At 34.6% G+C, this 14374-nt stretch carries 10 protein-coding genes; 6 read left to right on the top strand and 4 right to left on the bottom strand.

The annotated features are described in order from the left end of the window. Nucleotides 1-115: 115 nt before the first annotated feature. Complete coding sequence (locus V5290_RS02085; RefSeq protein WP_333381285.1) at nt 116-2017, bottom strand: methyl-accepting chemotaxis protein; 1902 nt, start codon at nt 2015-2017, stop codon at nt 116-118. A 469-nt stretch (nt 2018-2486) separates the two neighbouring features. Here V5290_RS02085 and V5290_RS02090 point away from each other — a divergent pair, with 469 nt between their 5' ends. The 3 genes from V5290_RS02090 (at nt 2487) to V5290_RS02100 (ending at nt 6230) form a co-directional block, all read left to right on the top strand. After that, on the top strand, nt 2487-3875 hold the full coding sequence (locus V5290_RS02090; RefSeq protein WP_333381287.1) for a fibronectin type III domain-containing protein: 1389 nt from the start codon (nt 2487-2489) through the stop codon (nt 3873-3875). 405 nt (nt 3876-4280) lie between these two features. Beyond that, on the top strand, nt 4281-4781 hold the full coding sequence (locus V5290_RS02095) for a hypothetical protein (protein WP_333381290.1): 501 nt from the start codon (nt 4281-4283) through the stop codon (nt 4779-4781). A gap of 99 nt (nt 4782-4880) precedes the next feature. Further along, nucleotides 4881-6230, top strand: a complete 1350-nt coding sequence (locus tag V5290_RS02100; protein WP_333381292.1) for a YHYH protein — start codon at nt 4881-4883, stop codon at nt 6228-6230. Between the two features lie 93 nt (nt 6231-6323). Here the strand turns inward: V5290_RS02100 and V5290_RS02105 are convergent, their stop codons facing one another. Continuing rightward, nucleotides 6324-6572, bottom strand: coding sequence for a DUF3297 family protein (locus V5290_RS02105; RefSeq protein ID WP_333381294.1), 249 nt, complete (start codon nt 6570-6572; stop codon nt 6324-6326). A gap of 204 nt (nt 6573-6776) precedes the next feature. On the opposite strand from V5290_RS02105, the gene V5290_RS02110 reads away from it, so the two are divergent. Together V5290_RS02110 and yqfB are read left to right on the top strand one after the other, a co-directional pair. Continuing rightward, entirely contained in the window at nt 6777-7934 is a 1158-nt protein-coding gene (locus V5290_RS02110; RefSeq protein ID WP_333381297.1) for a YHYH protein, read from the top strand. Nucleotides 7935-8279: 345 nt separating this feature from the next. Further along, nucleotides 8280-8600: a N(4)-acetylcytidine aminohydrolase gene (gene yqfB, locus V5290_RS02115; protein ID WP_333382138.1), complete on the top strand. Its 321-nt coding sequence runs from the start codon at nt 8280-8282 to the stop codon at nt 8598-8600. Here the strand turns inward: yqfB and V5290_RS02120 are convergent. Continuing rightward, complete coding sequence (locus V5290_RS02120; protein ID WP_333381299.1) at nt 8579-10813, bottom strand: sensor domain-containing phosphodiesterase; 2235 nt, start codon at nt 10811-10813, stop codon at nt 8579-8581. The genes yqfB and V5290_RS02120 overlap by 22 nt on opposite strands. Before the next feature lie 397 nt (nt 10814-11210). After that, nucleotides 11211-12515, bottom strand: a complete 1305-nt coding sequence (locus tag V5290_RS02125) for a DEAD/DEAH box helicase (protein WP_333382140.1) — start codon at nt 12513-12515, stop codon at nt 11211-11213. A gap of 272 nt (nt 12516-12787) precedes the next feature. Here V5290_RS02125 and V5290_RS02130 point away from each other — a divergent pair, with 272 nt between their 5' ends. Then, complete coding sequence (locus tag V5290_RS02130; RefSeq protein ID WP_333381303.1) at nt 12788-14338, top strand: PAS domain-containing methyl-accepting chemotaxis protein; 1551 nt, start codon at nt 12788-12790, stop codon at nt 14336-14338. Nucleotides 14339-14374: the final 36 nt, after the last annotated feature.

Below are 14374 nucleotides of genomic sequence, written 5' to 3' on the forward strand. Positions count from 1 at the left end.
CTATTTACGAAAGTTACAACGAAGAAATAAGTTATTTTAACAAGTAAAATAGATCAGTTACTTAGTGTGATTGGTATTAAGTGGCTTATTATTAAATAAGCCACTTAATAATTAGTTATGATTTAAAGCGGTTTACTAGTTTGTCTAAACTTGCTGCCATTGATTTTAACGAGTCTGTTGAAGATTCAATACTTTGCGATGCATGAGCACTTTCTTCAGTGCTATCACTAATGTTTACTACATGTACATTGATCTCATTAATTACCGCTGATTGTTCCTCTGTAGCCGTCGCAATTTGGGTATTTAAGTCTGATATATGCTGAACATTATTAACAATCTCATTTAATGCTGAGTTAGTCTTTTGCGCTGCATTCAACCCTAAAATCGCTTGTTCACGGCTTTTATGAACGGAGTCGACCGCTAGCTTAGATCCATCTTGAAGTTCAGTGATCATTCTATGAATTTCATCTGTTGATTCATGTGTTTTTTTAGCTAAGTTTCTTACTTCATCTGCAACTACAGCAAACCCACGACCATACTCACCAGCACGAGCAGCTTCAATTGCCGCATTAAGTGCTAATAAGTTAGTCTGTTCGGAAATGCCTCTTATGACATCTAATACACTACTAATTGAGTCGCTTCTCTGTGCTAGTGTTTCGATATTAGCAGACACAATTTCCATATCTTCAGCCATAATGCTAATTGTTTGTGTTGATTCATTGACCACAATTTGTGCTTGTGATGTCTTGTTTGTCGCTTCATTGGTGGTTTCTGCTGCGACAGCGGCATTATTTGCAATTTCAGCAATTGTGCTACCCATTTCATTAATTGCAACAGATACCTGATGTGCTTCATCTCTTTGCTTATCGAGTGATAACTTAGAAGCATTGGCATCTTTATATACGTGTTCTGACGCACTTCTGATATCGGTGGATGTGAACTTAACGTCATGGACCACAGTGCGAATATTCGCGACAAATGAATTAAACCCTTTAGCTAATTCAGCAATCTCATAAGCGCCATTCTCGTCAACTTTACTGGTTAAATCACCTTCACCGTCACCTAATATACGGAACTTTTCAGCCATTTTTTGTAATGGTAAAACCAACCTGTTTGATACAACAATGCTCAAGCCTACAAATACAGTTACAATAATTAAGAATAGAATTATCATAAAGTTACGAGCTTCTGTAATAGGCTCATACAATTCATTCTTTGGTACTTGAGCAATAATATACCATTGCAAACTATCAATATAACTGGTTGAAATCATGTATTCGCCTACTTCTTGAAAAGCAAAAGGTTGCTTAGCAAAAAGAATACTTTTATCCAAGTCAGGATAAATCTCATTTACATTTTTACTTTCAGCGTAATTGCGGTTTTTATGAACTTTAATGAGACCTTTTTGGTCTACCAAGTACACAAATCCTGTTTGCTCAATTTTAAACTGTTGCAACAGGGTGGCAATATCTGAAAAAGTTCTTGAAACGCCTGATGAACCTCTACCATTAAGTTGTTGATAGTTAACAAATACATTGATGGTGCCATCTGATTCAGTGTAAGTGCTTGCTGAAGTTTGTAGGCCACTATTTTTGAATTTGAAATACCAACTATCGTGATCATTATCCTGTAATACTCGGAGGAAACCTTTTTGGTTCCAGTATTCTGCAGTGTTTCGTTCGATATATGAGGCATTACTCAAATTATTGGTGTTGGCAATGCCTGATAAATATTCCGTTAAACGTTTATCTATCTCAGATTTATTGTTGTTATCTATTAATTGATAGATGAATGGGTTATTAGCAATCGATTTTGTAATTGCTTTCATCTCAGCAATTTCTCCGTCGACAGTTTGAGAAACTCGTTGTACTAAATTTGGTAATTCTGAATTTTGTAGGCGATTTAATAAAAATTCATGTGATTTATGTTGTGCTACAAACGCAATCACACTAGTCGATACTACGACAACAAGTAAAATAGATAAAATGATTCGATTTTTAATAGAAAGTGAGCGCATAAGTGCCTTTTTTGTTCATAAGTATTAAGTGTTTGTAGAGTATTTTATAAAATATAAGTATCTCTATGTGGGTATTATTGTAGCACTAAGAGAGTATTTTGACATTTAATTATCAAAAAAGGTTTTCAAAAGTAATTTCGAAAAAGATTCATATTAAAATTAGATGTTTAGTATCGAAAGGGTGTAAATAATGTAGTTTTTTTTCTTTTAATTTTGCATTAATAAACTAATTAACTACCCTTAAAGTAGTATTTTTTAGACTGTTGCTCGAAATTATTTAAATGTATTGGGCGACAAGATTAATACCTAATGGAAGTTGTCCTTTATTAGGCACTTAAAAACAATGCAAGACAGGCTAAATGCTCCGAATTCAACGCAGATTGAAATAGAGTGCCTAAAAGATCGGAGAAGCAACATGATTTATATTTACAACATACGCAACACCTTATTGCTGATTTTGGGGTTTTATATGTCCTTAAACTCAGTATATGCTGCGAGCTTATATATTACTTGGGCAGATAGTTCTTCTAATGAAGATGGTTTTTATATTGAGAAACGTGGTTTAAATGAAAATGATTCAACCATTATTTCAACTATAGCGGCGAATACCACGAGTTATACAGATGATGATGTATTAATAGATGAAACCTACTGTTATCGAGTGATTGCTTTTAATCCTGCTGGCTCTAGTTACTCAGATGAGTCATGTATGGAAGTTATTGAGAATGAGGATAATAGCAATGAAGAGGATACTGGTAATGATTTCGTAGAAATTGAAGAAACAGCTCAGTATAGCTATGATTCATACAGTGTTGCATTATCTCACGAGTTTATTAGTAAACCTGTTGAAATCGATGTGTCTGAGCAAGGTTTATATTCATTCTATAATGAAAATCATTACAATGAAGGTAATAGTGGTGCCACTGTGTCATCTGTTATTTTTGATATAAATAGTGGCAATAGCAAAAGTCGTGAAAGTAGTTACTTTATTTTTAGCAACGAACAATCGGTATTGAGTAACGGTTATGTCAGTATGGGATTTAATACTGCTAATAGTGTTAACTTTACTATGCAAAGTAACGGTACAACACAAATCGCTCATATCTATTTACAAGCGGGCGTATGGAGTAGTACTGCCGCTTCAGTAGAAGTAATTGTTGGCGACAAAACCGAAACCATTACCTTACAGAAGGGGTATTCATGGCAATATATGGTAGTTGATATCAATTTCGAAGGGACAGTACCTGTGACGATTACAACAGACAGTGATCACAGTGGTTACAGTTCATTGATGATTGCAGGCATTGTGTTTGATGAAATTGAGACTGCTGAACCAGTTATAGAAGAAGTTATTCAATACGCTTCACTCATGGATGTTCAGACAGATAACGGTACTAATATCGATGTATCTGATAATAAGTTTATTACTCATCAACTTGAAGTCGTCAACAGTTCTTTCTCTGATGCAACTTTATCTTCTTTGTCTTATATAGGTACAACGAAATCTCGCACTAGTCGTTACACATTTACTAATCAAGATGAACAAACTTATAAAGGATACCAGTCAATGAGCTGGAATCCTGATAATGGTATCGTCTTAAGCCTTAATAGTGGTGAGCAACAAGTAAACTTAGCATCAATTTATTTAACAGCAGGAGCTTGGAGTCATGAACCTGCGTCGATAGAATTACTTATTAATGGTGAAAGTGAAATTATTACTCTTAGCTCTGGTTTTTCTTGGAAAAACTATAAGATTGATATTGAATTCGAAGGTGAATTGAATGTTGAAATTCGCCCAATAGATACTTTTTCTGGGTACAGTGCATTAATGTTTGCTGGGGTAACTTTAGACTATTAAAGCGTGTTTTAATTACTATTAAAGAATATTTTTATCATTAATTAATTATAAATATATTTATATTTGTGTGCCAGGTTGAGGCGTTTACTATTTTATTAATAGTAGAAACTTTAATCTGGCATTTTTTTATTCATAAATTAAATTAATTAAGTGATTGTTTTAAAAGGGCTTTATTTGTGACTTTAACTTTAATAATAGTAAGTAAAAAGGCTGTTCAGTATTTAAATTTATATTGACTCTTATTTTACATATTTATTTTTAGTGTAATGAGTTATTCCTTATTTATTAAATAACGTGTATCTGTAAAAAAGGAAGAGTAAAAGCTAATTAAATAAATGGCATCAACTGCTTACTCACCTCAATGTAAAACCATTAAAAAATTAACGAAATTTCGTGAGGGGATATATGAAGATCATTACAGTTTTCGTGTTATTAATTTCAGGGATAGCTCAGTCACTTGCACAAGAGGCAATTGAACATTCACATCTACCCATCGATGTTCCATCTGGTATTAAGTCACCAAAACTAAGCTTAAAACTCACCAAAGACAGTATCGATGGTTATAACTTAACCTTAATTACAGAGCATTATTTATTAATTCCTCCTCCTGAAAATAGCACAATGGCAGAGTTGATGAAGGTTAGTATCGACGAAAATTCAAATTTTGTAGAAGGGCATGCTCATTTGTATATTAACGGAACTAAAATACAACGAGTTTATGGTAAAACTATCCATATTCCACAGCGTTATCTAAAAAATGGCATAAATACGGTCTCAGTTACTTTAAATAATCATGGACATATGTACTGGGTTGCAGAGCATAAAAAAATATTAGCAACGTTATATGTTGATCCCAATAAATCTCTTTTTATCACATATAGATTTGAAAGTTTTCCTGCCTTGTAATTAACAAAACTAAATACTATTAAAAAACTGTTTATTTTGCACATTTTTTGCACATTGTTAGGTTAGATTGATCTAATATTACCATCGGAGATTCACCGCATGAAAAACAAGGAATGTTTGAGCTTTTTATTAGGTTGTGTTGTATTGCTAACTTTAACTGGTTGTGGAGATTCCACTTCAACAGTTTCTAGCGGTTCAACCATCGACTCGAGCAGTGATGAAACATCAAATACAGACGACGATACTAGCAGTGATACAAGTGTTGAGAATACAGACGGTACTGATACAGAAACTAGTTGGATAATAAATAATACTACTACATCCGTTTACATTTTAGACGATGATGGTGTTGGCGTTGTAGAGGATGTTCAATCTGCTGAAAATGTCACTGATGATGGTATCGGATATACGTATGTATTAACTAATGGTATCCCAAAATACGAAACGACCATGACTGATGAAATGGTAGAGGATTTAGATAACCGACCAAAAGCGGTGACCGATTTTGTAAATGGTTATACCACTGTTGCAGCGGGTGATCTTGTATTGTTTGGTCAAGATATCGGTTATAACAGCAGCACAGAGAATTGTGATGATACAGGTGGAGCAGGTTATTGGCCACCAGGCCCGGGGTGTCCAAATCAGCAGTCTGTTGAAGCTTATTTTGTTGATACGCCAATAGATTTAGATGAGAGTGATGTTTGTGAAACAGGTCTAGATAGTATTGGGTTAATGGTAAACGGTGTTGCAATTTTTAACTGGGGTGATGGTATGAGTTACGGTACTAATCAGTGGTATAACTTAGCACCTGAAGCAGAGCAATATGACGTGGATATTTGTGCTGGACATGCTGCAAATGGTCTTTACCATCATCATCAATATACTAGTTGTCTAGCAGAATTATTAGATGATGAAGGTGATCAACATTCTCCTATCTATGGTTTTGCTGCTGACGGTTACCCATTATACGGTCCTTATGAGAGTGCTGGAGAATTAGCTATTAGTGGCTGGAAAGTTCGTGATTATGGTGCTTCTGAAGCTGAAGGTGGGTGTGAGACTGAAGGTGAAAGAACTTGTGTTCTTGTAGATGAATACGATCTTGAAGCGGGTGTAATGGAAGCGGAAGAAAATGGTCCCGATATTGGTGAAGAAGTCACTACATTATCAAGTAATATAATCGCTGCGGATGATGGGTATTATTATGAAGATTATTATTATGCTGGTGAGGAAGTTACTGGTGCAGTATTAGACGAACACAATGGTCATGATACAGGTGACGGGAAGGGCTATCACTATCATATTACATTAGTTGAAGAAGTTGATGGAACACTTTCTCCCTCATTTCCATATCAAATGGGGCCAAGGTTTAAAGGGGAGCTACCGGATAATTCATTTGCAAGCTGTGATACTAGTTCAGAAGTCATAATGGGTGGATTCCCTAGTAGATAATCTCGATATAAATAAATATTTGAATCTTTAAATAATGTGAGATTTACAACTGAAAATAAAAAGGTGCTTTTAAAGCACCTTGGGGTTTATCATTTAACGATAATAAGCTTCAACTGTACCTTTTACGGTTCTCATTAGCGGTTGGCCGCGGCGATCTAACGCTTTATGTGCTGAAACTAAAGCCCAGCCTTCGCTAATGCAATATTCTTCGACATCAGTGCGTTCTTTGCCATTAAGTCTAATACCAATATCGTGTTCGAATATTTCTGCAACATGGTAAGGACTGCGTGGATTAACAGATAAACGGTCTGGAAGTGTTGGTAGAGACTGAGTGTCGTTCATAAATATAACCTATAAAAGTAAAAGGGATACATTGTAAGCAATATGTGGAAGTTGCTCAAGTTATGTAAATACAATTTTGCAGTCAATCCAACAAGTATTACTTACTATTATAACTATTTTGAAATGATATTTTAAGAAATATGGGTATGTGGCTTATTAAAATGGGGCACTAATCTTGTAATTAGTAAGTGTTAAGGGAGTTTAATGAATTTACAAAAATTTACACAATGTCTGATCGCCAGTGCTGTTTCTATGGGAGCTTCAATTGGTAGTGTATCGGCGGGTATTAATATTGCTGATATCAATAAAGATGTGTTAGTTACAGAGCCGGTCGTTGGTGAATGTTCTCTAGAAAATGGGGAAAAGTCTACTTGCGCTAGGTTTGTTGTTAAATATCAGCCAGATAATCTAAGAACAGGTCCATTTTGCCCACAAAGCATTGACCAAAAAGGGGGGATTTGGAATTGGGATGGTGAATTATCTGGCTTATATCAAATAGATAAAGGTTTTTTATCTATGTTGGATAGCCAAGGTTACAATTTCTATGATAAAGATGGAAATGTAAACATCACTGATGTTCGTACGAGTCAACCTAAAAGTGACAATACTTGTTTACAAGCTTCCGTCGATAAGACAGTTGAAATGACCATTTTAATCCCTATTAATCCTATAAAATCAGAGCAGATAACTGATTTAGGGACTGTTGCAAAAGTAGGATTAGCGCTAGACGGTGTCCCTATTTTTGCTGATGCTCCTTCGGTATTAGAAACTGGACATATGCCTGCGTTGGATAAATGTGGTGGGCATGTTGATCCAGGTGGTTGGTATCACTGGCATTCAACAGCAACGGATATTAGCTCTGTTTATAAAGAAGAGCACTTAGACATCGAATGTAATATTGAACAAAAAGCCAGTGCTATCTTTGCCTATGCCTTTGACGGTTTTCCAATTTACGGCAGTTTAGAACAAGACGGTAAGACACCTGAAGACCTAGATATTTGTGGTGGTCACTTTAGTGCTACGAAGGAATACCCAAAGGGTATATATCATTATCACGCTTCTACTACTTTCCCTAATTTACCAACATGCTTACACGGTGTAGTAGCTAAAGACAACTTTTCAACAACAGCTAAACAAGGAATAGGTGCTGCAGGTGGGCAAGGAAAAGGCGGCGGACCCGGACACGGTACTCCGCCTGGTTTCGATAAAGCAGCTAAAGTATTAGGTGTTTCTGAAAAAACGCTCATGAACATTATTAGAAATAATGGAGGGCGGGATTTAGATCTCGTTGCAGCAGCAAAAGAACTAGGTGTTACGAATGAAGAGTTAAAAGCAGCTCTTCCGTCACCTCCTAAACGCTAAGTATGGTTTAGTAAATCAGAAAACTTAATTATAAAGAGGTGTTATTGTACCAATCACACTAAGTAACTGATCTATTTTACTTGTTAAAATAACTTATTTCTTCGTTGTAACTTTCGTAAATAGAACAACTATTAAAGAATTAACATCTTATCGTTAATTCTCCGATAGACTATTAACGAAGTTAATCGACGAAAGGCTTAAGTTACGACTTAAACTAAGTCATTTTTCCTGCGCAAAATTTAGATCACTTATTTAATGCAATTGGTATTAACATTATTGCAGTAGTTGTTGTGATAATGCTATCTTCATCTCTTTTTATAAGTGAGTTTAATCATGTCATTTGCGATGGTGCCTAAATCAAAAATTACTTTTTTCGAGCGATTTGAAGTAGATATTTTATCTGGTAAAAAAACGTTAACGATAAGAAACGAGGAAGAGAAAGACTATCAGCCAAATACCCAAGTAAATGTTTATACTTATGAACAAGAACGGTGGTTTTGTCGCTTAATTATATTACGAGTAGAGCCTATATTATTTGAGAATTTAACTATAGAGCACGCTCGCCAAGAAAATATGACCTTAGCTGAATTAAAGACAATTATTCAAGAAATTTACCCAGGTATTAACCAGTTATATGTTATTTATTATGAGTTAGTAACTCCTTGATGCCAAGTAATGTAATCTTCAGCAGGCATAGGCTTCGCGACTAAATAACCTTGAATCCCATCAGTTTTTTTCTCTTTTAATATAGAGAATTGTTTTTCTGTTTCGACACCTTCTGCCATTACAGAGATATTTAGGTTTTTTGCTAGATTAATGATCGTTTCAACAATAGGTAACCCAGTTTGAACATTCTCAATATTATCGATAAAGCTTTTGTCTATCTTCAATTCATCAACAGGGTAAGCATGTAATGTTGATAAGCAAGAGTAACCTGTTCCAAAATCATCAATAGAAAATGTAAACCCTTGAGCTTTCAGCTCATGCATTTGTTGCACTGTGTAAGATAAGTCTTTCGATAACATGCTTTCTGTTATCTCTAACATTATTTGATGTGGAGATACTTGATATTCATTTAAAATAGAAATCAATTCATTTTTTAATGTCGGCGAATTGAATTGGTTTTGTGCCATATTAATCGCTATTCGATAATTCGGTGGGATAATAGCGTGTTTTGATAGTTCTTTTAACAGTAAACAAATATCGCGTAATACAATATTTTGAAGTTTTTGGATTAAGCCAAATTGTTCGGCTAAAGGAATAAATTGGTAAGGTGGGACTAAACCTTTAGTTGGGTGATTCCAGCGAATTAATGCTTCAGCGCCTGATACTTTCCCATTTACGTCAACTTGCGGCTGAAAGTGTGCACAAAATTCGTCACCTTCAATTGCTCTTATTATCTCACTTTCTAGCTCTGTTTTTATTTCCAATAATGTTTGTTGTTTAGGGTCAAAGAAGCTGTAACCGTTGCCTCCTTTGAATTTAGTACGGTACATTGCAGTATCTGCAAATTTTAGAATATTATCTGCATCTGCATGATTTTTATCGATTAAGTAAATACCAATGCTGGCACTTATCTGAAAGGCTAGTTTACCCAGCTCATATTTATCGATAAAAATACTTTGTATTTTTTGTACTAATTGAATAACGTTAGATTGCGCTTGTTGCATATTATCTGCAATGTCATCTACTAATATCACAAACTCATCACCACCAATTCTAGCCAAGGTATTTACATCACCTAATATAGCTGAAAGACGTGTTGCTGACTGAATCAGTAATTGATCACCAGCACTATGTCCTAGGGAATCATTTATACGCTTGAAATTGTCGATATCTAAAAATAACAATACACTGATCGTGTCATCTTTAATTATTTTTTCAACACAACTATTAATACGCTCAGTGAGTAAACGTCTATTGGGCAAGTTAGTTAATGGATCGTAATAAACTAATTTTTTTACTTCATCTTCACTGTTTTTACGGTTAGTGATATCCCTGATCACCCACAATACATGACTCTGATTATCATAATCAATTTTAATGGTTCTACCTTCAAAAATATGAACAATAGAACGTATTGTTAATGTGTATTCGAAAACATGAGTTTCATTAGTTTCTAATGTTTTATTTATTTTATCTAATGCCATTTCAGCATCATCTTTAGATAAAATGTCATTTATATTTTTGCCTACTAAATCTTGGATTGGATCACTTAATAAGTTCTCAGATGCTGCATATACATTAAGGTATAAGCCTTCTTTGGTAATAACAATTGCAGGGTCAGGTATTACTTTGATAAAGGCATTTAAATTTTGATTAGTTACTTTTAAATCATGGATTAATTTTCTCATATGAAAAGCATTGTTACTTTTCTCAATTGCAATACTAGAAAGGTGAACAAAATAATCAATCAAGTTTAAACATTCTTTAGAAGCCGATTTAGGAGAACTGTAATAGATTGCAAAAGTGCCTAAGATTTCGGATTTACTTGAAGTAATAGGTGTAGACCAGCATGATGCTAAATTATGTGCCTTTGCAACACTTTTAAAGCCTTCCCATAGAGTTGAATCAGCGATATTTTCTACCAAGACACGTTCATTGGTAAATGCCGCCGTACCACAAGAGCCAACTAACGGTCCTATTTTGATACCATTAATTACCTCTGAGTAACTGTTTGGTATGCTTGGGGAGGCGACACTAAATAGCAGGTTATCAACTAATTTTAAAATTGAACATTTAGCCGTTTTATCATCAATAAGGTTTTCAATAGAGAGACAAATTGACTTAAGTATATCTTCTAATGGATCACCCAATGCTATTTTTGTGAGTATTTTTTGTTGACTTGCTAATAGTTCAGTATTTTTTTTTGAGTTCATAGAACCTATTCTGCCTTTGTGATTAGTGTTTAGCACTATTACCCATTAATGAATAAAGGCGCTTTACTGATAATCATTTATTATAAAAAATACAATATATAAAGATAAATAAACATCTGTTTTGTATGGCATTATAGCTAATATCATTAGTATTACTAATAAAAAATAATGATATAGCATAATAAATAAACGAATTTTTGAGGCAAATAGATCTTAAATTGAATAATTTAATACAGCGAATAAGCGAGTAAGTAGTATTTAAAAATTAAAACTAAAAAATAGTGTTGTTTAATTGCAAAGAAAATAGTGTGTAATCATTGTCAATCAAATTACGTTTATATATTAGTAATTTTATAATAAAGCTAACCTCCATTTCATTGAGATTAGCTTGAATAGTTTATGCCTTACCTAACCAAATATCGGCATTTATTTGTGGTTGTTTGCTACGTTTCTTTTTACCCGTACCTTGTGGTTGTACCTTTAACTTTTCTTTTGCTTGAAACACTTGCTTTTCAAAGTCAGTCGTTTCAAATCCAATGACTTGTTCACGCTCTAAGTAAATCTTATGCTTTTTTTCTATGACATTAAAATGGTGATAATCTTCGTAATCAATAAGAGAAAGTGCAAGACCAACTTCACCAGCACGACCACTTCGTCCAATTCGATGCATATAATCAGCAGGGCTTCTTGGTAGATCAAAGTTGATTACTACAGGCAGTTTTTCTATATCCAAGCCACGTGCAGCAATATCTGTTGCAATTAAAACTTGAATATCACCGGCTTTAAATGCATCTAAAACACGTGTTCTAGCTCCTTGTCCTTTATCGCCATGAAACACTTCAGCAGTAATGCCTCGTTTTGCTAGCTTATCTGCTAGATGCTTACAACCGGTTTTAGCATTTACAAAAATTAGTATTTGTTGCCAATTATGATGTTTAATCAAGTGTGCTAACAATGCGGTCTTTTGACCTTTATCAACAGTGAATAATCGTTGAACTAATGTACTTTCTTCTGCACTTTGTAATTGAATTTCAACTGGATTATTAAGTAGTGCGGTCGTTAATGTTTTAACTTGCTCTGGAAAGGTTGCTGAAAACAGTAAAGTTTGTTTTTGAACTGGTAATAAGCTTAATAATGATGACAGTTCATCACTAAAACCTAAACTGAGCATTCTATCTGCTTCATCTAATACTAAGGTTTTTACCTTATCGAGCTTCAACGCATTGCTATTGATTAAATCTAATAGACGCCCTGGCGTCGCCACAACAATATCGCTGCCACCGCGTAACGCTTGCATTTGTGTATTAATCGAAACGCCACCGAATACAGGCACGGTTTTAATGGAACCGTTGAAGTGTACAGCATAAGATTTAATACTATCTGAAACTTGTTTGGCTAACTCTCGGGTAGGTACTAGGATCAGATTCGATACAAAGTTGTCAGATGACTTATGTGATCTATTAACTAAAGCAAGGTTATTTAACATTGGTAAAGCAAATGCAGCTGTTTTACCAGAGCCTGTGTTTGCACCTGCAATGATATCACGGCCCGCTAATATACTTGGAATTGTCTGTGCCTGAATAGGCGTCGGCTTTGTATAGTTCATCTCATCTAAACGAGTTAATAAAGGAGAGACAAGTTTTAGTGATGTAAATGAGGTCACTGTATCAGAACCTATATCGGGTATAGCATTAAATGTCATTAAATAAATAGCTCTAGAGTAAATAATAACCATCTATTTTAGCCTATTTTAGTTGCTTGTTCGCGGTTAAAAGCAGTAAAAATTAAGTATTTTGCTTTTAATGCTAGTTATTACCTGTTTTGAGTTGAATTTTGTAAAATTACTATCAGTATTACGGTCAATTTATTATCAAATGCTGTAGTATCAATATACTCATTTTGATATAGCTAAAATGAATTGAATTTATATATGAAAATTTTGTACTGAAAGTACTTTGAAACAAGGATATCTTAATGCGCAACAACTTACCTGTGATAGATCTTAGAAAAACCTTCGCAGAGCATACAAAACTTATTTCAGTGACCGATATTGATGGCAATATTATTGACTGTAATCAGGCATTTATTGATATTAGTGGTTTTACACGCGATGAGTTAATTGGACAGCCTCATAACTTAGTGCGTCACCCCGATATGCCACGTGAAGCATTTGAAGCTATGTGGGGTCAACTAAAACAAGGTAAGCCATGGATGGGCTTAGTAAAAAACCGATGTAAAAACGGGGAATACTATTGGGTTGATGCATATGTAACGCCTGTTACTGAAAACGGGAAGATTGTTGGTTATGAGTCAGTAAGGTCTTGTCCTAAACAGCAAGATGTAATAAGAACTGAAAAACTCTATCAACGTGTTAATGCGGGAAAAGGCTTAAGTAAAACATTGCCTATTTCACTTCCAAATTTATTACTTATAGTGCTAATTTTATTGTCTTTATTCTTTATATCAATTGATTCAAACATAGCTGCTATTAGTGTATTGATTATCTCTAATATTGCTTATGCATTATGGACGAGTCTTGAAAGTAAAAACAACTTGTTGGCATTATCTGAGTCATTAAGTGGTTATTTTTCAAATGAGCAGGCTGCTCAGTCTTATACTTCAAGTACCGGTTTATTAGGAAAAGTAAAAGTTGCTATATTAAGTCAGCAATCACACCTAATCACAGTGTTGAGTCGTATTGAAGGTGCTGCAATAAAAGTAACATCGGAATCGCATAATTCCTTTGAATTTGTGCAACACTCTAAAAATGGTTTAGAACAACTACAAGCCAAAACGGAACAAGTTGCGACTGCAAGTAATGAAATTACTGCAACAATTAATGAAGTCTCCTCAAGAGTTTCAGATACTGCAGAGCATGCCGAAACTGCATTATCATTAGCAACAAAAGGGGAAGCCTTAGCGAATGTAACCAGCGCATCAATTGATAAATTAAGAGATACGGTACAAACCATTAATCGGTCGGTCACTGAAGTATCAGATGAAGCGGAAAGAATATCTGCGGCAACTAACATCATAGATAAAATAGCCAAACAAACTAATTTATTGGCATTGAATGCTGCTATTGAAGCAGCAAGAGCAGGAGAGCAAGGACGCGGTTTTGCAGTAGTAGCTGATGAAGTACGTAACTTAGCAAAACATACACAAGACTCTACAAGTGAAATCTTTAAGATTGTTGAGTTGCTGACGGATAAAACAAGCTCTGCAGTGACGCATGTAGAGCAGGGGACCGTTGAAGCTGAAAATGGTATGAGTAAAGTATTAGAAAGCAGTGAAATGCTTAAGGGCATTGTTGAGGCGGTTGCACAAATATCTGATATGTCGATTCAGATTGCCACAGCCATTGAAGAGCAAGCACATGTATCTGAAGATATTAACCAACAAGTTGTTGGTATTTCTGGCCTTACTAATGAGAACGTTAATTTAACGACGGAAACTGGAGCTTCAATAAATTATCTAAAAAAGACCGCAGATGATTTACATGAATTAGTATTGCGTTTTAAATAGGTAGTTTAACTTGACGCTTTAAGTCGAGTATTTGCT

The organism is Psychromonas arctica, assembly GCF_036697365.1.
Lineage (GTDB): Bacteria > Pseudomonadota > Gammaproteobacteria > Enterobacterales > Psychromonadaceae > Psychromonas > Psychromonas arctica_A.